This is a genomic window from Micromonospora sp. MW-13 (genome assembly GCF_003434305.1).
Classification (GTDB): domain Bacteria; phylum Actinomycetota; class Actinomycetes; order Mycobacteriales; family Micromonosporaceae; genus Micromonospora.
On record NZ_QKKX01000001.1, the window covers coordinates 12874 to 31413 of the forward strand.

Genomic DNA, 18540 nt, shown 5'->3' on the forward strand with positions numbered 1-18540 from the left:
CGTGCCGGCTCCAGTGTGAGTCAATCCGCCCGGATGAGCGCCCGGGCCAGCGTCTCCAGGCCCGCCCGGTCCACCCCGTCGGGCAGCAGCGGCAGCTCGGTCAGGGGGAGCCCCAGCTCGACCAGGTCGGCCCGGAGCGAGTCCTCCAGCTCCCGGCGGATCAGCTGGTCGCGCGCCTCGCCGGCGAGCCCGGCGACGGTGTCCCGGTCGGCCGGCAGCCCGGCGGCGACCAGTCCACGCCTCAGCTCCGCCGCGCTCACCGCCCGGCCGGCGGGCAGCGGCGGCCGGGCCGCGTTGACGACCACCCGGCCCACCGGGAAGCCGAGCTGGGTCAGCTCGGCGATCGCGTCGACGGTCTCCTGGACCGGCATCTCCTCCAGCAGCGTCACCACGTGCACCGCGGTCATCGGGGAGCGCAGCAGCGCGGCGACCCCCTCGCTCTGGCTCTTGATCGGGCCCACCTTGGCCAGCCGGGCCGTCTCCGCCGTCACGTTGAGGAACCGGCCGATCCGCCCGGTCGGCGGCGCGTCCAGCACCACCGCGTCGTACGCCCGGCGCTGCCCGACGGTGCGGGTGGTGGCCTCCTTGACCTTGCCGGTCAGCAGCACGTCCCGCAGCCCGGGGGCGATGGTGGTGGCGAAGTCGATGGCGCCGAACCTGCGCAGCGCCCGGCCGGCGGCGCCGAGCTTGTAGAACATGTCGAGGTACTCCAGCAGGGCCTCCTCGGCGTCCACCGCCAGGGCCCGCACCTCGCCGCCGCCGGGGGCGTCGGTCAGGTGCCGCTCGGAGTACGGCAGCGGGTCGGTGTCGAAGAGCTGGGCGATGCCCTGCCGCCCCTCGACCTCCACCAGCAGGGTGCGCCGGCCGCCGGTGGCCAGCGCCAGGGCCAGCGCCGCCGCCACGCTGGTCTTGCCGGTGCCGCCCTTGCCGGTCACCACGTGGAGGCGGGCCGGCCACTCGGTACCGGCCGGGTCGGCCGGCCGCTCAGCTGCTCGCACCCGTCGAGCCTATCCACCCGGCCGCGGACGCGACGGCGGCCGGCCCGGGTGGTCCCTGGTCGGCCGCCGTCGGGCGGTCAGGCGATCTCGCAGACCCACCAGCCGGTCTTCCGCACGACCGTGAAGCGGAGGTCCTGGTCGGCGACCTTCTCGTCGGACGTGGTCATGGTCACCTTGGCGCTGACCGTGGCCCGGTCGCCGGTCTGGTTGTCCACCTTCGGGCTGGGCCAGGAGAACCGGGGGCTCTTGTACTGCTCGGCGTACCCGCGCACCTCCGTCACCTTCGCGGCGATCTTCTTGTCGTCCCGCGACGCGGCGCAGACGTGGCCGGCGGCCTTCTTCGCGTCCTGTTCCTGGTAGACCGCGGTGAGGAAGGCGGCGACCGCCTCGGCCGGCTCCTTCGCACCCTCGCCGCTCTCGACGTTGCGCAGGGTGAGGAACGCGGCTGCCCCACCGCCGCCGCACAGCAGCAGCGCCAGGGCGGCCACGATCGAGGCGATCAGCACGCCGCGCCGCTTCTTCGGGGCGACCGGGGCGGGGTACGGCGGGTAGCCCGGCGGAGGCGGGAACGCGCCCGCCACGGGGTTCACCGGGCCGCCGGGCGCGGCGGGCTGGGCCGGGCCGCCGAACGGGCCCGGACCGGCCGGCGGCCCGAACGGGCCGGGTGCCGGCGCGCCGGGCGGGCCGGGGGTGGCACCGAACGGGCCGGGTGCCGGCGCGCCGGGCGGAGCGGGGGTGGCACCGAACGGGCCGGGTGTCGGCGCGCCGGGCGGGGCGGCGTTGGTGGGCGGGCCGGGGTCGACGCCGGGCGGGGTCGGTGCGGCTGGGCCGCCGGCTGGGGCCGGGGAGGCCGGGCCGCCGGCCGGGTCGGGGATACGGTCGCCGGAGGGCGGACCGCTGGGCGTACCGGTGGCGCCGCCGTCGGGCGGTTGGGTCATGTCGATCCCCCGGGGTGCGGCCCGTCGTCGTCGCGCGGACGCGAGGGCTGGTCGAACGAAGGTGGACGGTCCATGCGCGTCCGTCCGACGGAAGGGTAGCGGTGAACGGCCCTCCGGGTGGGTCCCCGGGCCGGACGCCGCGATGCGGCGATCATGGAGCGTCGATCGCCGCCATCCGGTACCGGACCCGCAATCTGTCGCATATGTGACTTGAGGTGATCGGGCATGCGCGCCCCGTTGTCCCTGTCGGGAATCGGTCCTACGTTCGTGCCGGCGCGGGGGACGGATCGGCGGATGGTCCGGGCCACATGGTGACGACTTGATCAGGTGCGAGGCCCGGAGGCAGTGCATGCGCGACACCGACAACATCTCCCGAGCCCAGTTCCCGCCCAGCGGAAGTGCCCGGCGGGTCGGGCCCGGCCCTGCGGGCGAGGAGGGGCCGGTCACCGGCCTGCCGTTCAACGAGCGGTCCTACCGGCGGCTCACCGACCCGGGGGAGATGCTGCGGACCCTGAGCCGCCCGGCCGAACGCTCCCGGGACGAGGAGGAGACCGGGTACGTCATCCACCTGCCGATCCGGGTGGCCGACCTGGCGGCGGCGGCGGCGCTGGCCGGCAAGGTGGCGATCTCGCTGGGCTTCCTGCCCGAGCTGGACGCCGGCGAGACCACCGTCTCCACCGCCGACGACCAGAACAACCGGCACCGGGTCTTCTGCGACCTCCTGCTGCCCGACCGGTCCCGCTGCCCCCAGCGGTACGACCACGAGGGGCCCTGTGGTGAGCCGCCGACCGCCCCGGAGCAGCGTCCCGCGCCGCCCGACGGCGCCGGATCGTAGGCTGTGGGCGGAAACGTCACCGCCTCCTAGGGAGCCCTGCGCCGATGCAGAAGTGGGAATACGCGACCGTGCCGCTGCTGGTCCACGCGACCAAGCAGATCCTCGACAACTGGGGTGAGGACGGTTGGGAACTCGTGTCCGTGGTCCCGGGCCCCAACCCGGAGCAGCTCGTCGCGTACCTCAAGCGACCGAAGGCGTGAGCGACGTGAGCAACGGACCGCACGCGAAGCTCGCCGAGCTCGGGCTGGAGCTGCCCGAGGTGGTGCCCCCGGTGGCCAGCTACGTGCCGGCCGTCCAGTCCGGGCAGCACGTCTACGTCTCGGGGCAGCTTCCCATGGCACAGGGCAAGCTGCTGGCCACCGGGAAGGTTGGCGCCGGCGTCTCCGCCGAACAGGCCAAGGACCTGGCGCAGCGGTGCGCCCTGAACGCCCTCGCGGCCGTCGACGCGCTGGTCGGCCTGGAGAACGTCGTCAAGATCGTCAAGGTGGCCGGCTTCGTCGCGAGCGCCCCGGGCTTCACCGGCCAGCCGGGCGTGGTCAACGGCGCGTCGGACCTGTTCGGCGCGGTCTTCGGTGAGGCCGGCCGGCACGCCCGCTCCGCCGTGGGCGTCGCCGAGCTTCCCCTCGACGCCCCCGTCGAGGTCGAACTGATCGTCGAGGTCGCCTGATCCTCCGCCGCTCCCCACGATCATGCACTCGGGGCCCGGGTCAAAGCCGTGAACGGGCACAAATCCCGGGCCGTAGGTGCAAGATCGCGGGGAGGGGCGGGCGGGGTCGTACGATCGCTGGCATGACCGGGCACATCACGGCGGCCGTGGGGGCGCTGGCAGGCGAGCTGCCGGGGTGGGTGACGCTGCTGCGCGCGCCGAACCCGGGGCCGATGACCCTCGACGGCACCAACACCTGGGTGCTGCGGTCCGGCCCCGGCGAGCCGGCGGTGGTGGTCGATCCCGGCCCGGCCGACGACGGGCACCTGGCCGCGATCGCGGCGCACGGCCCCGTCGCCACCGTGCTGATCACCCACGGGCACCCGGACCACACCGAGGGCTCGCCCCGGCTGCGCGAGCTGCTCGACGGCGCGCCCGTGCGGGCCGTCGACCCGGCGCACAGCCACGGCGGGCCGCCGCTCGACCCGGGCGGCGACCTCGACCAGGCCGGCCTGGTCATCCGGCCGCTGCCCGCACCGGGCCACACCGCCGACTCGGTCTGCTTCCTCGTGGAGCACGACGGCGAGCGGGTGGTGCTCACCGGCGACACGATCCTGGGCCGGGGCACCACCGTCGTCGCCCACCCGGACGGGCACCTCGGGGACTACCTGGCCAGCCTGGAGCTGCTCTCGACGTACCGGGGGGTGCCGGCGCTGCCGGGGCACGGCCCGGCGCTGGCCGACTGCGCGGTCGCCGCCGAGTTCTACCTCGCCCACCGCCGCGCCCGGCTCGACCAGGTACGGCGGGCGGTCGCCGAGGGCGTCACCACCGCGCCCGAGGTGGTGGCGCGGGTGTACGCCGACGTGGACCGCTCGCTGTGGTGGGCGGCCGAGTGGTCGGTCCGCGCCCAGCTGGAGTACCTGGGGGTCACCCCGGACGGGGCGGAGCGGCCGTGACCTGCCCGGTGTGCGGGACGGTCGCCGTGCCAGGTGCCCGGTTCTGCCACAACTGCGGCGCCGCCCTGCCGGCCGCCGCCACGCTGCCCGCCGCCGAGCGGCGGGTGGTCACCGTGCTCTTCGGCGACCTGTCCGACTTCACCTCCTGGTCGGAGGACCTCGACCCGGAGCGGGTCGGCGCGGTCACCGACCGGGTGCTCGCCGCCCTGGCCGGGGCGGTCAAGACCTTCGGCGGGCACGTCGACAAGCTGACCGGCGACGGGATCATGGCGGTCTTCGGCGCCCCGGTCGCCCACGAGGACGACGCCGAGCGGGCGGTCCGTGCCGCGCTGTCCATGCAGCGGGCGGTGCGCCGGGTGCTCGACGACGAACAGGGCGGCGGCGCGCCGCTCGGCCTGCGGGTCGGCCTGAACACCGGCGACGTGATCGCCGGCATCCAGGCGGCGATCGAGTACACCGTCATCGGCGACACCGTGAACACCGCCGCCCGGCTCGCCGACGCCGCCGCCGTGGGCGCGGTCTACGCCGGTGCCCGCACGTCCGCCGCGACCCGGCACGTGGCGTCCTGGCGGGCGCTGCGTCCGCTGCGGCTCAAGGGCAAGCGCGAGCCGGTCGAGGCGTACGAGCTGCTCGGCCTGCTGGACGCCCCGGGCACCCGGTCGGGCCTCGGTGACGAGGCGCCGTTCGTCGGCCGGGAGACCGAGATCGGCCGGGTCGCCGGCCGGCTCGCCGAGGTGATCGACCGGGGTGAGCCCCGGGTGCTGCTGATGACCGCCGAGGCCGGGATCGGCAAGTCCCGGTTCGCCGCCGAGGTGGAGCGCCTCGCCGCCGGCTACGACGTCGGCGCCGGGCGGTACGCCGCGCACACCGGGGCCCGGGTGCTCTCGGTGCGCTGCGCCGCGTTCGGCGAGCGCCGCCGGCTCGCGCCCCTGGCCGACCTGGTCCGGGCCGCCGTCGGCCTGCCCAACGACGCGGCGACCGCGCTGACCCGGCCGGCCGTCGAGGAGCGGCTGCGCCGGCTCAGCCAGCGCCTCGGCCGGCTCGGCGACGACGTCGCGCCGGTCGCCGCTGACCAGCTACTGGCCCTGCTCGGGTACGCCGACCTGCCCGCCGGGAGCCCGGCCGACCAGGGCGAGTGGGGCGCCGCCCAGCCGCCCGCCGACGCCGACGCGGTGCCCAACGCGGTGGCCGACCTGCTCAGCGCCATGGCCGCCGAGGCCCCGCTGGCGGTGATCGTCGACGACCTGCACGACGCCACCGCCGAGACCATCCGGGCGCTCGGGGCCACCCTGTCCCGGCTCACCGGCCCGGTGCTGGTGGTGCTGCTCGGCCGCCCCGAGCTGGTGCGTACCGCGGGGGCGCTGACCAGGGTGGCGGACGCCGAGGTGCACGCGCTGCCCCCGTTGCGCGGCGCCGACGCGGCCCGGCTGCTCACCAGCTACCTCAGCGGCGGGAAGCTGCCGCAGCCCGACGCCGACCGGCTGCTGGCCACCGCCCAGGGCAACCCGTTCTACCTCGCCGAGCTGGTCACCCTGCTGATGGAGCGGGGCGCGCTGACCGCCGTGGCCGACCGGTCCGCCCCGGCCAACGCCGGCTGGCGGCTGGCGCCCGGCTCGCTCGGCAGCCGGCTGCTCTCCCGGGACCTGGCCGCCGTGCTCGCGGCCCGGATCGACGCGCTGCCGTCGGACGCCCGGTCGGTGCTGCGGGACGCCGCCGTGGTCGGCGACACCGTCCCGGCCGGTGCCCTGGAGGCGCTGCGCGAGCAGCGCGCCGGGCGGGACGGCCGGCCGGCCGCCGTGGTGGCCGTCGAGCTGGACCGGGCCGTCGAGGAACTGCTGCAACGCCGGATGCTGCACCGGACCCGGACCGGGTTCGCCTTCGCCACCCCGCTGATGCGGGAGGCCGCCTACTCCGGGGTGAGCAAGGCTGAGCTGGCCGAGCGGCACGCCGCGTTGGCCCGCTGGGCCGCGCCCGGCGGGCCCGGCGAGCCGGCCGCCCCGGGCGGGTTCACCGACACCGCCCGGGACGCGTTCGTCGCCGAGCACGTCGAGCGGGCCGCCGCGCTCGCCGACGCGGTCAAGCTGCGTCCGGACGCGCCGGCGCGGACCGTCGCCCCGCTGGGGGTGACCGCGCTGGGCCGGGCCGCCCGCCGCTCGTTGCAGGCCGGGGAGCCGTCCGCCGCCGTCGAGTACGCCGAGCGCGCCGCCGAGCTGGCCCGGGGCGGGCTGCCGGCGGCCGACCGGGTGGCGCACGCCCGGGCGCTGCTCCAGATCGGTCGGGCGGCCGACGCGCTCGCCTACGCCGAGAAGATCGCCGCCAACGCCGGGGACGAGGCCGGCACCCGGACCAGCGCGCTGCTGCTCGCCGGGCAGGCCCACCAGACCCTCGGCGACCAGGCCCGGGCGGTGGCCTGCTGGCAGGAGGCGTTGCAGGTGGCCACCGCCGGGGAGCTGCCGACGCTGCGCGCCTCGGCGATGCGCCGGCTCGGCATGGCCGACTTCGTGGCCGGCCGGCTGGGCCAGGCGAGCAGCCGGCTCGCGGCGTCGTACCAGGTCAGCCTGACCGCGCAGGACCGGCGGGGGCAGGCGTGGTCGTTGCAGAACCTGGCCTGGGTGACCACCACCCGGGGCGACTTCGCCGGCACCGACGCGGTGCTCGGCCGGGCCGCCCGGCTCTTCGCCGAGCTGAAGGACCCGTACGGGCGGGCCTGGCTGCGCGGCACCACGGCGTTCGCCCGGCTGCTCGCCGGCCGGCTGCGGGAGGCGTGCCGGCTGGCGCGGGTCTTCCTCCCGTTCGGCGAGCGGGTCGGCGAGGCGTGGGCCGTCGGCACGCTGCGCGCGGTCGAGGCGTTCGCCGGCGCGGAGCTGGGTGAGATCGCCGAGGCCGACCGGGCGGCCCGCCAGGCGTACCGGGACTTCGCCGAGGTCTCCGACGACTGGGGGCGGGGCTTCGCCCTGGTGGCGCGCGGGGTGGTCGCCCGGGGGCTGGGCGAGCCGGCGCACGCCGCCGACCTGCTCACCGACGCGATGTCGTACGCCGAGCGGACCTCGCACCCGCTGCTCACCGGGATGGCCGGGACGCTGCGCGGCTTCGTGGCGCTGGACATGGGCGACTGCGACACCGCCGAGCGCTCGGCGCGGGCGGTGCTGACCGCCGTCGAGCCGCACAACCCGCAGGCGCCCGCCCAGGTGGGCCCCCGGGTGCTGCTGGCCACCGCCCGGCTGGCCGCCGGCGACTCCGCCACCGCCGTGGGGCTGCTCGCCCCGGTGGCCACCGCCGCCACGAACGCGCCGTCGCTGCTGTTCTCCCGCCGCCAGACCATGGCCCGGTACGCCTCCGCGCTGCTCGCCCACGGCCAGCACGAGCAGGCCCTGGACTGGGCCCAGCGGGCGATCGCCGCCCCGGCCGAGGACGTGCGCAGCCAGGTGGTCGCGGCGAGCGTGCTGGCCGAGGCGCTGGCCGCCGCTGGCCGGCCCGCCGAGGCGCTGGCCAGCGCCGAGGAGGCCGTCCGCCTGGCGTACGCGACGGAGCAGCGCAGCGAGCGGCTGGCGGCGGACGCGCTGCGGGTCCGCCTGCGGGGGTGAGCGGGGCGCGGCCGGGTGCGTGCGGCGTGCCGTCCCGACAGGCGGTCGGCGCGCGAGTCGGTTAGTCTGCCGGTTCCGCCGATGCGACGGCGGGCGGCACCGGTTACGGTGTCAGTTCCGAGTGGCGGTCCACTGTGGCGACCGTGCCGGGCCCCGGGAGGGACGTGATGAGGCTGCCACGCTCCAGCGCCGGCTGGACGATCGCGGTCTTCGGCGTCCTGGCGCTGCTGATGGGCGCGCTCGGGCTGCTCTGGCCGGAGGCCCAGCTACGGATGCTCGGCTTCGAGGTGTCGCAGGACCGGGCCCCCGGCGACTACACGGGCACCTTCCTGACCGCTTCCTCCATGGCGTCGTTCAACATGGGGGTCTACTACCTGCTGGCCACCGCCACCGAGTGGCGGGCCTTCTACCGGTTCACCGTCTTCTTCCGGCTGGTCACCTTCACCGTGTTCACCATCGTGGTGCTGGCCGGCGTCGCGCCGGGCCGGTTCTTTACGGTGGCGCTCTGGGAGGGCCTGGGCGCGGTAGCCACCGCCGTGGCCCTGCGCTGGGACGCCCGCCGGGCGGTGTCGACCCCGACGGGCGCGGAGCGTGACGGTCCGGGCGCGGTGCGCGGCGCGGTCCCGGCTGCTGACGCGGACCGCTGAGCCACCGGGCCGATTGGGTAGTTTCGAAGCCGTGACCGACACCCCGCCCGGCGCCATGCGACTGCCCATCGTGCCCGGTCTGACCGATCTGGAGGTCTTTGCCCGGGGTGGCTACGCCACCGTGTACCGGGCCACTCAGATCTCCGTGGGGCGCGAGGTCGCGGTCAAGGTGGAGAACCGCACCCTGGACAACGAGCGGGACCAGGCCCGATTCCTGCGCGAGGCGCGGGCGGCGGGAAAGATGTCCTCGCACCCGCACGTGGTGGACCTGTTCGACGTCGGGGTCACCGTCGACCGGCACCCATATCTGATCATGGAGCTGTGCGACGGGTCGTACGCCGAGCGGATGCGCAGCTCCCCGCTGGGCCCGGCGGAGACCCGCGACCTCGGCGTGAAGATCGCCGACGCGCTGGCCCACTCGCACGCCAACGGGGTGCTGCACCGCGACGTCAAGCCGGCGAACATCCTGCACTCCCACTTCAACCCGGCGGTGCTGGCCGACTTCGGGCTCGCCGTACTGGCCGAGGTGCGCGACGCGTCGGTGACCCTGGAGGTGCTCACCCCCGCGTACGCGCCGCCGGAGATGTTCAACCACAGCCCGCCGTCGCCCGCGGTCGACGTGTACGCCCTCTGCGCCACCCTCTACGCCGTGATGCACGGTCGCCCGCCCCGCTGGCAGTCCGAGCGCAACCCCAGCCTGGTCACCGTGCTGGAGATGTTCCACCAGCCGATCCCCGGGCTGCCCGGGGTGCCGGAGGACCTGCTCGACGTGCTCCGGGCGGGCATGGTGAACGACCCGGGCGCCCGGCCGTCCGCCGTCGAGCTGCGCGGCCTGCTCGCCGCCCTGCCGCTGGACCCGGTCAGCGCGCCGGTCAGCGGCGCGCCCGTGTCCGGCGGCCCGTCCTCGGGCGGCCCGACCATCGGCAGCACCACCGGCAGCCCGTCCACCTCCGGCGGCCTGTACGGCACCGGCCAGTCGGGCCGGCCCGCCCCGCGTCCCCCGGTCGAGGACGACCACCCCACCATGCCGACGACGTCCGGCCGCCGGTGGCGGCGCTGGTTCCTCGGCGGGGCCGGGGTGCTCGCGCTGGCCGCGTCGGCCAGCGCCGGCGCCTGGGTGGCAGGCGGCGCGCCGGCCGACCCGACACCCACGCCGGTCGCCAGCGCGATCGCCACGTCGGCGACCGGACCGTGGGGCACGCTGCCGGGCTGCGTGTCGGGTTCGCCGGGAGCCGTCGAGCTGCCGACGGGCGCGCGGTGCGTCGCCGAGCTGGAGTGCTTCGGTCCGGTGCGGGTGCGCGGCGACCGGGCGGAGGCCGCCCGGCTGCCCTGCGACGGCCGGCACACCTGGGAGACCTACGCCGCCGGCGAGCTGCCCCCCGCCCTGGCCGGCGCGGGGCACGACCAGGTCAGCGCCGACCCCGCCGTGCGGCGGGTCTGCAACCCGGTGACGTTCCGGTTGACCAGCGGCATCGCGTACACCAGCGGCTGGCACCTGGAGGTGCTGCCGCCGGACGGGACGGGCACCGACCGGACGTACCGCTGCCTGGCCGGGCGCGGCGCCGACGGGCTCGACGAGCCGACCCTCAGCGGTCGCTGACCCCGCCCGCGTTCCGCCGGCGTTCCTGGACCGCCCGCAGCGCGTCCCGGCTGTCCAGGGCTTCCAGCGTGTCGGCGTCGACGCCGCTCAGGCCGGTGACCCCCGGCGTCGGCCACTCCGCCGGCCCGTCACCCGTGCGCTCCCGGGCCTCCGTGCGGCGCTGCCGCAGCTCGGTCAGCGACACCCCGGCGACCATCACCAGCAGGACGCAGAGCAGGGCGAGCACCACCGCCAGGATGCTGCGCGGACGCCACCAGGCCAGCGTCACCAGCAGGGCGAGCGCCGCCAGCGACGCGGCGACCGCCCCGGCGCGCGCGTCGGGCCGAGGGAATCGGGTCACCCGTCAAGGATGGCGGAGCCGGCGTGCGTGTCAACCGCACCCGGCCCCCACCCGGCCCGGCCAGATCGGCTTCAATGGCGGGTACGGATCGTGCGGCACGCAGGGAGCATCGGTGGAGCGGACAGCCCGGATCGTGGTCGCGCTGCTGGCGGCGGGCGGGCTGGCGGCCTGCGGATCGGCGGAGCCGCCACGGCCGGTGCCGGCCGCGACGCCGACGGGCGGGCCTGCGGGCGCGACCCCGGCCGGCGCGTCCGACGGGTCGGCGGGCCCGCCCCCGGCGAGCCCGACCGCCCAGGTCACCTTCGACCAGGCGGTGGTCCGGTTCCTGAAGGGGAAGTCCGGCCGCACCCCGCGCTTCGTCGGCCTGTGCGCCGACGCGAAGCCGGACCCGGGCGCGCTCTGCGCCGCCCGACGGGCCACTGTGGACGAGGGTGAGGTGTACGGCATCGGCGCGCCGTACAGCGAGGTCGACGCGTTCCTGCTGATGCGGCGGGACGCGGGCGGCTGGCGGGTGGTCGACTCGTACGTGCCGGGTGTCGCCGGTGGCGAGGCCGCCGAACCGCCGGCCCCGGCCTGGTTCCGGGCCGTCGGCTGACCCGCCGGCCAGTCGACGGGGACAGGGAAGCGTCGATCACGAGGAATTCGTTACGTCAGTCGGAGAATTGACCCTTTCCTGGGCCTTTCGCGGGCGGCGATCCTCGACGCGGGTCCCTAGAGTGACGCAGGTCGAGGTTTCCTCGGCACGTCCCGTCCCCCACCGGAAGGCAACCGCATGCCACGGAGAACCCGGTCCCTGGCCGCAGCAGGAATCGCCGGCGTCGTCCTCGCCGGCACGGCGCTCGCGCCCGCCTCGGCGGCGCCGACGACCACCGGCTGGGGCCGTCCGGCCACGTCGGACCGGACCGACCCGGTCGAGGCCCGGCGGGTCGACCGCGTGCCCACCCCGAAGCTCGACTGGTACGCCTGCTACGGCTACGCCGAGTGCGCCACCGTCGACCTTCCGCGCGACTACGACGCCCCGTCCGGCGCCACCACGGAGGTGGCGGTGCTGCGGGTCAAGGCCCGCGACCAGCAGCGCCGGATCGGCAGCCTCTTCGTCAACCCGGGCGGCCCGGGCGGCTCGGGCACCGACCTCGCGCTCGCCGCGCCGTACTTCCTCGGCGACGACCTGCTGGACCGGTTCGACATCGTCGGCGTCGACCCGCGCGGCGTCGCGGCCAGCCAGAACGTCAGGTGCTTCCCGTCGGTCAAGGAGCAGACCAAGGCGTACGCCGGGCTGAACGTGGCCTTCCCGTGGACGAAGGCCGAGGAGCAGGCGTACGTGGCGGCCTCGAAGGCGGTCGGCAAGGGGTGCTCGACCACCGGCAGGCCGCTGACCGGGGCGATGTCCACCGCCGAGGTCGCCCGGGACATGGAGGTGCTGCGGCGGGCCGTCGGCGACCCGAAGCTGAGCTACCTCGGCTTCAGCTACGGCACCGCGCTCGGCCAGTACTACGCCAACATGTTCCCCGACCGGGTCCGCGCGCTGGTCGTCGACGGCGTGCTCAACCCGAACGCCTGGGTGGGCCAGGGCAAGGCACGCAACCAGCTCCAGGAGACCCGGCTGCGCAGCGCCGACGGCGCGTACGCGGCGCTGCACGAGATCCTGGTGCGCTGCGACAAGGCCGGGCCGGCGGCCTGCCCGCTCGCGGCCGGCGACCCGGTCGCCTCGTTCGAGCTGGTGGCGAAGCGGCTGCGCAAGAAGCCCGTGGTGATCGACGACCCGGACACCGGGGAGACGTACACCGTGAGCTACGCCGACTTCGTCGGTGCCGCGCTGAACGCGCTCTACGCCCCGTACGGCTACGACGACATCGTCGGGATGACCGCCGACCTGCTGGTCCTCACCGACCCCGCCGCCGGCACGGCCGCCCGCCGCGCCGAGGCCCGGACGGCGATCGCCCGGCGCGCCGCCACCGCCCGCCAGCAGGTGCGCCGTGGGTACGACTTCCCGTACAACAACGGCCTGGAGACCTTCCTCGGGGTGGATTGCACCGACGCATACCACCCGAAGGACGCCGGCGCCTGGCCCGCCCTGGCCGCCAAGGAGGACAAGCGGGCACCGTACTTCGGCCGGCTCTGGGCCTGGGGCACCGCGCCGTGCGCCCGCGACACCTGGACCGTGCGCGACACCGACGCCTACACCGGCCCGTTCACCAGGCGGACCAGCGCCCCGGTGCTGGTGGTCGGCAACTACTGGGACCCGGCGACCAACTACCAGGGCGCGGTCGGCTCGGCGGCCCTGCTGCCGAACAGCCGCCTGCTCAGCAGCGACAGTTGGGGGCACACCGCGTACGGCACCTCGGCGTGCGCGACCGGCGCGGTCGACGCCTACCTGATCAGGGGGACGCTGCCGGCCAAGGGCAAGGTCTGCGTCGGTGACGTCCAGCCCTTCGTGGAGCAGCCCGCGGAGGCGGCGGCCGAGCGGGCCCCGGCGTCCAAGAGCGCCCTGGCCCGCCAGGGGGCACCGGCCAGGGGCGAGCCGAAGCGGCTGCCGCCCGTGGTGGCCCCGCTGCCCGGGATCGGCTCGTTGACCGTCCGCTGAGGACACCCGGGGGTACGGTGACGATCGGGCGCCGCCGTACCCCCGGGTCCGACCGCGCGGATGACCACACGAATGGACGTGAGCGGCTACCCTCGGTGTCTCCGTAGGTGCGCCGGTCAGCGAGGTCGCCGATGAAAATGTTCCTCACCCGGTCCCGGGTCCGCTCGGTCGCCACCACCGTGGCGGTCGCGCTGACCCTTACCCTCGCGGCTGCCGCCGGCTGCGACAGCCGGCAGGAGTCGCCGCTCCCTTCCGTGAACGAGAAGCTCCGTGAGACGCACATCTACGGCCAGCCGACGCTGAAGATCGGCGTCTCCACGACCGGCCCGCTGATGGGCGAGCTGCACGGCGGCACCTACACCGGGTTCGACGTCGAGATCGCCCGGTACATCGCCGCCCAGCTCGGATACGAGGGCGACAAGCGCATCGAGTGGGTGCCGGTGGCCACGGAGGACCGGATTCCCGCAATCCAGGGCGGGGCGGTCGACCTGGTGGTCTCCACCTTCTCGATGACCGACGAGCGCGAGAAGCTGGTCAGCTTCGCCGGGCCGTACCTGGTGACCACCCAGGAGGCGATGGTCCCGACCCGGCTCAAGGACAGCATCCGCACCATCGAGGACCTGCGCGACCCCCGCTACAAGGTGTGCACCAGCGGCGGCTCCACCACGGAGGCCGAGCTGGGGAAGCACCAGATCAGGGTGTTCGTGGTCAAGGAGGTCGGCGACTGCGTCGACGGCATCCTGGAGGGACGCTACGACGCGGTCAGCTCGGACGAGACCATCCTCGCCGGCTTCCTCTCCAAGCACCCGAAGGACTTCACGATCATCGACATGCCCTTCGGCACCAGCGAGCAGATCGGTGTCGGGGTGCCGATCAGCGACCCGGCGCTGCGGGACCTCGTCGCGTTCTTCCTCGACAAGAGCTACCAGCAGGGGCGGAAGGGGCTGAGCAGCCCCTGGCTCACCGCGTATCACCAGACCCTCGGGCCGTGGCTGCGAGCGCCCAAGGTCCAGCCCCCGCCGCTGAACGTGCCGAAGTTGGTGGACTTCGACGACAAGGCGCCCCGGAAGTGACCGCGCCGACCGTCGCCGGCGGCAGCGACGTGGGCGCCGACCCGTCGACGCCCCGGCCCGCCCGGGGGCGGGACCCGGACGAGCGTCGGGCCAGGGCCAGCCAGTCGTTCTGGACGGTCGTGGTGGCCGTGCCCGCCATCTTCTCGGTGCTCCGACTCGGCGTGGAGGCCGGCGGGGAGCTACAGACCACCCTGCTGCTGGTCGCCAACGTAGGGCCGGTCAACCTGCTCGCCGGGTTCCTCACCACGGCGGCCCGGCTGCTCTCCACCGGCCTGGTCGCGGTGTTCGCCCTCGGCGCGGTGCTCGGGGTCAGCGTGGACCGGCTGCCCGGGTACCGCCGCCCGCTCTTCGCCCGTTGGGCGGACATCACCCCGGCGTGGTTCGTGCTGGCCAGCTTCCTGATCGCCCTGGTCACCTGGCCGCTGCTCTATCTGCCGCTGCTGCTGCCCGCTCTCGCCGCCGCGTTCCAGCTCCGCCCGGATCGGCTGCACGACGTGGCGGCGGCCCGGGTGCTGATCGTCGCCGCCCTGTTCGGCGGGTACCTGTTCTTCCTGGCGCCGACCCTGCTGGACGCCTGGCAACAGCGGGAACTGCTGGTCCTGGCCCTGTTCGTCGTCCCGCCGGTGCTCGCGCTCACCATCGCCGGGCCGCTGCCCGGGGCGGTGATCCGGCCGCTGGCCTCGGTCACCGAGGCCGCCGTGCTGGCCATGCTGGTCTGGGCGTCGCTGCCGGTGATCAGCACGCCCGTCCTGCCGCTGACCGTGACCACGGTGGAGGCCACGCCGGGCACGACCGAGGACGTGCGCGGCCACGTGGTCGTCGTCGACGACGTGAACATGGTGCTGCTCCAGGAGCGCGGCGGCGTCCGGTACGTGCCGATCGACCAGGTGAAGGCGCAGGTGCTCTGCCCGAGCGAGGAGGAGCTGCCCCGGCACCGGCTGCGGGTGCACGACTTCCACGTGGAGGACTCGCTGCTGGAAGGGCTGGGGCGACGGGTCCGCCCGGCGAACCGGATCGACGCCGCCTGCCGCTCGACGGGCTGACGTTCGGCGCCATCGGCGCGGGGACGGTCAGTGGTCCGGCGACGGCGTCCGGCAGCCCGCCTTCCCCGAGCACCGGCAGGGACATAGCCGGCCGTCCGAACGGTATGGTGGGTCGATCTCCTCAGTGGAGTGGCGTCGTTCTGGCCGGCGACTACGGTGGGCTCTGGTCCAGCGTCGGATGGTGAGGAGACGATCGCGTGCCAGAGCTGCCCGAGCTGCCCTTCGGCCTGCAGTACGCCGCGGTCGGGCTCTTCCTGCTCACCGTGGTCGCCGGCGTGGCGCAGCAGTTCTTCTCGGACTGGGCCCAGCGGGCGTTGGCCCGGGCGTGGCGGCGGATCTCGGGTCGGCGCCGTGGTGTCCGGGAGGACGACTGGCGTCGCTATCGGGCCTGGGCCCTCCGCACGTACAGCAGCGTGGAGCTGGGCTTCCTGCAGAACGTGTCGGTCGACCTGGGCGAGGTCTACGTGCCGCTGCAGTACGAGCAGGACGGCCGGCGGATCGACGTCCAGCGAGACCTGCGCACCGGACTCCGTACCGTCGTCCTCGGCGCGGCCGGTGCGGGAAAGTCGATGCTGCTGCGCCACTCGATGCTCCGCTGGGCCGCAGGACCGGAGGAGTCCGACCGGGTCCCGGTGCTGGTCGAGCTGACGCGGTACAACCGACAGGACCGGTCCATCCAGCAGCTCGTCGTGGACGCGCTCAACCGCCCGGACGACGAGCATCCCGGCCGGGGCCGCCAGCGTCGCAAGCCCACCCCGCCGCTGGTGGCCGATGCGGAACAGGTCACCCCGCTCGCCCTCGCCCACGGTCAGCTCTGCGTCTTCCTCGACGGGCTCGACGAGGTGGTCACCGACCGGCGGGCCGACGTCGTCCAGGACATCAAGGAGTTCGCCGAGCGCTACCCGACCTGCCAGATCGTCGTCACCTGCCGAGACGCCGTGTACGACGGCGACCTGCGGCCGACGTTCGACCGGGAGATCCGGGTGGCAGGGTTCGACGACGCGGGCATCCGGCACTTCCTTCGACTGTGGTTCACCCGGCATCGCCGGCTCTCCGGCGACGAGGAGCCGACCGACCCCCGGCAAGCGGTGGAGCAGTTGCTGGCGGACCTGCGCGGCAGCCCCACCGTCATGCGGCTCGCCCGCAGCCCGCTGATGCTGACCATGATCGCCACCCTGTACGAGGCCGATCCCGGCGCGGGACCGATGATGCCCAACTCCCGGGCCGAGTTCTACGAGCAGGCGGTCGACCACCTGCTCCGGCGCGACCGCGACCTCGGCCGCCACGGCAGCCTCGCCCGCTACAAGGCCGGCCACAAGCTGATGGCGCTGCGCGCCGTCGCGCTCGCCGCCCAGGGGGCGACCTCCGGGCAGGCCGATCAGCGGGTGATCTCCGAGGAGGAGATCTACGCGGCGCTCAGCCGCGTCCTGCCCCGGTTCCGGCTGGACGGCGACAATCTGCCGCACCTGATCGACGAGATCATCGAGCGCAGCGGACTGCTGCTGCGCACCGACGACAACAATCTGCTCTACGAGTTCGCCCACCTCACCCTTCAGGAGTACCTGGCGGCGGTGGAGCTGGCCGACGACCCCGAGCGGCTGTTCACCCTCTATTCGGAGAACCCGAAGCGCTGGCGGGAGACCGTCAAGCTGTGGTGCGCCGGCGCCAACCGGGACGCCTCCGGCCTGGTGCGGCGGATTCTCGGCGGGAACGAGCGGGATCAGCTCCTCGCCCTGGAGTGCGTGGCCGAGGCCCGGCAGATCGATGAGCGTCTGGCCGGCGACATCGTGGACCGGTTCCTGCTGCACCTAGGCGAGTCCGGCACGGACAAACATCTCGTGCTGGCCGCCCTGGGCGCGGTGGCGGGCAACGCCGGGCCCCTCGGTCAACGCCTGATCGACCAACTCCGGGTGGCCGCGGCGGCTGGCGGGCCGATCGGCGAGGACGCGGCGGTTGCCCTGGCCGAGTCCCGCCGCCGGGAGGCGATCGAGGCACTCAGCGAACTCGCGGAGGACTCACCCACGGCCCGGGCGGCCCTTCGGTCCACCGGCGAACTCGCCATCCCGGTCCTGTTGGACCGGGCGCAGGCCGGCTCGCTGGTCGCCGTGGACGACCTCGCAGCGATCGGGACTCCGGCCGCCGCCGTGGCGGTCGCAGAGCAACTGTGGGGCGCCGGGCCGGTCGCCGTACGGGCCGCGTGGCGGTTGGCAGCGCTGATCGGTGCCCCGGACGTCGAGAACGAACTGTGCCACTTCAACCCCGGCCCGTTCGCGCGCGACGGGGATCCGGAATGGTACGACTGGCTGTGGGTGCCCTTCACCGCCAGCGCCACGGATCCGATGGCCCGGACGATGGGACGGGTGGGCTGGCTGATCGACCGGTCGACGGGGGAGGACGTGCCCCCGGACCTGGAGGGAGTGGACGTCCGGCTGGCACTGGGCATCGGCGCCAAGCCGAGCCCGTTCAAGACCGGAAAGGTGCCTGCGGAGGTGAGCGAGGCTCTGGTCGCCGCCGCCCGCCGGCTCGGGCACCGACGGCGCGTCGCCGCTGCGGACCTCACCACCGTCGACGTGGAGCAACTGCTCGATCTGATCCACAGATCGGAACCGGAGCTGGCTCGTCGGCTCGCCCTGACGGTGCTCGACCTGCGCGCGAGCGACTCGCGCAACGCGCTGCTGAGGCAGCTTCCGGGGCCCGTGCTGGTCGGCCTCGCCGCCCGACTCTGGCTCTCGACGAGCCTCGATGCCGAAACCCGCGACTGGCGGACGTTGCACGAGCGGCCCGAGGCTCCGACCGTGCTCGCGGTGTGCCGCAGCATCGCCGTCACCATCGGAGTGCTGCTCGGCGTCGCACTCGTCGGCATCGGGGTGGTCCGCTCGGTGGCCACGCTGACCGGATCGTGGGTGTGGGGACCGCGCTGGCTCGCCGTGGTGGTCGTGCTGTCCCTGGCACTCTCCCTGGTCGGTTTCGTCGCCATGTTCGTGTCCGGCAAGGCTGGCGAACCTCCCTTGCCGGCCATTTTCGCCGTCCTCCTCGGTGCGGCCGTGCTGCTCGCGGCGAGCGCGTTCATCGGCGTCCCGACCCTCGCCGGGTGGATCGGAGTCTTCTCCACCGCGTTCTCGCTCTCGGCGGTGGCCATCGCGATCGTGGTCCTGACCATCTGGACCAGCCGGCGGAAGCGGGCTCTGCGTAACCCCTACCGGGCGTTGCTCCAGCGGCACAACACCGATGCGGAGGGCCTGCTCGACTCCCCGGCCGGCTGAACCGGTCGGCTGACGGAGGCGTCTGATGCCGTG

At 74.9% G+C, this 18540-nt stretch carries 14 protein-coding genes and 1 pseudogene; 12 read left to right on the forward strand and 3 right to left on the reverse strand.

Annotated elements, in window-relative coordinates; genetic code table 11:
- Positions 1-20: 20 nt before the first annotated feature.
- Positions 21-998: an ArsA-related P-loop ATPase gene (locus C5N14_RS00080; protein WP_117664734.1), complete on the reverse strand. Its 978-nt coding sequence runs from the start codon at positions 996-998 to the stop codon at positions 21-23.
- Positions 999-1075: 77 nt separating this feature from the next.
- Positions 1076-1618: pseudogene (locus C5N14_RS00085) on the reverse strand (hypothetical protein); the annotation flags it as partial.
- A gap of 667 nt (positions 1619-2285) precedes the next feature.
- On the opposite strand from C5N14_RS00085, the gene C5N14_RS00090 reads away from it, so the two are divergent.
- The 7 genes from C5N14_RS00090 to C5N14_RS00120 all read left to right on the forward strand — a co-directional run bounded on the left by C5N14_RS00090 (position 2286) and on the right by C5N14_RS00120 (position 10204).
- Complete coding sequence (locus tag C5N14_RS00090) at positions 2286-2771, forward strand: hypothetical protein (protein ID WP_117664735.1); 486 nt, start codon at positions 2286-2288, stop codon at positions 2769-2771.
- Between the two features lie 44 nt (positions 2772-2815).
- Positions 2816-2971: a DUF4177 domain-containing protein gene (locus tag C5N14_RS00095; RefSeq protein WP_013736319.1), complete on the forward strand. Its 156-nt coding sequence runs from the start codon at positions 2816-2818 to the stop codon at positions 2969-2971.
- Positions 2972-2976: 5 nt separating this feature from the next.
- Positions 2977-3438 carry a RidA family protein gene (locus C5N14_RS00100; RefSeq protein WP_117664932.1) on the forward strand — a complete coding sequence of 154 codons (462 nt, stop codon included), beginning with the start codon at positions 2977-2979 and terminating at the stop codon, positions 3436-3438.
- 122 nt (positions 3439-3560) lie between these two features.
- Positions 3561-4373, forward strand: coding sequence for an MBL fold metallo-hydrolase (locus C5N14_RS00105; RefSeq protein WP_117664736.1), 813 nt, complete (start codon positions 3561-3563; stop codon positions 4371-4373).
- Positions 4370-7957: an adenylate/guanylate cyclase domain-containing protein gene (locus tag C5N14_RS00110; protein WP_117664737.1), complete on the forward strand. Its 3588-nt coding sequence runs from the start codon at positions 4370-4372 to the stop codon at positions 7955-7957. Before C5N14_RS00105 ends, C5N14_RS00110 begins: the two co-directional genes overlap by 4 nt.
- Positions 7958-8124: 167 nt before the next feature.
- Positions 8125-8604 carry a hypothetical protein gene (locus C5N14_RS00115; protein ID WP_243639007.1) on the forward strand — a complete coding sequence of 160 codons (480 nt, stop codon included), beginning with the start codon at positions 8125-8127 and terminating at the stop codon, positions 8602-8604.
- A gap of 31 nt (positions 8605-8635) precedes the next feature.
- Positions 8636-10204, forward strand: a complete 1569-nt coding sequence (locus tag C5N14_RS00120) for a serine/threonine-protein kinase (RefSeq protein WP_117664738.1) — start codon at positions 8636-8638, stop codon at positions 10202-10204.
- On the opposite strand, the gene C5N14_RS00125 is transcribed toward C5N14_RS00120, so the two are convergent.
- Positions 10191-10544: a hypothetical protein gene (locus C5N14_RS00125; protein ID WP_117664739.1), complete on the reverse strand. Its 354-nt coding sequence runs from the start codon at positions 10542-10544 to the stop codon at positions 10191-10193. The two genes, C5N14_RS00120 and C5N14_RS00125, sit on opposite strands and share 14 nt — an antisense overlap.
- 112 nt (positions 10545-10656) lie before the next feature.
- Here C5N14_RS00125 and C5N14_RS00130 point away from each other — a divergent pair, with 112 nt between their 5' ends.
- The 5 genes from C5N14_RS00130 to C5N14_RS00150 all read left to right on the forward strand — a co-directional run bounded on the left by C5N14_RS00130 (position 10657) and on the right by C5N14_RS00150 (position 18507).
- Positions 10657-11139 (forward strand): hypothetical protein, encoded by a 483-nt coding sequence (locus C5N14_RS00130; RefSeq protein ID WP_117664740.1) that lies wholly within the window; start codon positions 10657-10659, stop codon positions 11137-11139.
- Between the two features lie 177 nt (positions 11140-11316).
- Positions 11317-13128 (forward strand): alpha/beta hydrolase, encoded by a 1812-nt coding sequence (locus C5N14_RS00135; protein WP_117664741.1) that lies wholly within the window; start codon positions 11317-11319, stop codon positions 13126-13128.
- Between the two features lie 131 nt (positions 13129-13259).
- Positions 13260-14201, forward strand: a complete 942-nt coding sequence (locus C5N14_RS00140; protein WP_117664742.1) for a transporter substrate-binding domain-containing protein — start codon at positions 13260-13262, stop codon at positions 14199-14201.
- Entirely contained in the window at positions 14198-15244 is a 1047-nt protein-coding gene (locus C5N14_RS00145) for a hypothetical protein (protein WP_117664743.1), read from the forward strand. The genes C5N14_RS00140 and C5N14_RS00145 overlap by 4 nt, the downstream gene beginning before the upstream one ends.
- A 197-nt stretch (positions 15245-15441) precedes the next feature.
- Complete coding sequence (locus tag C5N14_RS00150; RefSeq protein ID WP_117664744.1) at positions 15442-18507, forward strand: NACHT domain-containing NTPase; 3066 nt, start codon at positions 15442-15444, stop codon at positions 18505-18507.
- The last annotated feature ends 33 nt before the right edge of the window (positions 18508-18540 follow it).

Coding starts and splice junctions, on each gene's coding strand:
- C5N14_RS00105 (WP_117664736.1), top strand. CDS start 3,561: ATGACCGGGCACATCACGGCGGCCGTGGGGGCGCTGGCAGGCGAGCTG.
- C5N14_RS00135 (WP_117664741.1), top strand. CDS start 11,317: ATGCCACGGAGAACCCGGTCCCTGGCCGCAGCAGGAATCGCCGGCGTC.
- C5N14_RS00095 (WP_013736319.1), top strand. CDS start 2,816: ATGCAGAAGTGGGAATACGCGACCGTGCCGCTGCTGGTCCACGCGACC.
- C5N14_RS00115 (WP_243639007.1), top strand. CDS start 8,125: ATGAGGCTGCCACGCTCCAGCGCCGGCTGGACGATCGCGGTCTTCGGC.
- C5N14_RS00090 (WP_117664735.1), top strand. CDS start 2,286: ATGCGCGACACCGACAACATCTCCCGAGCCCAGTTCCCGCCCAGCGGA.
- C5N14_RS00140 (WP_117664742.1), top strand. CDS start 13,260: ATGAAAATGTTCCTCACCCGGTCCCGGGTCCGCTCGGTCGCCACCACC.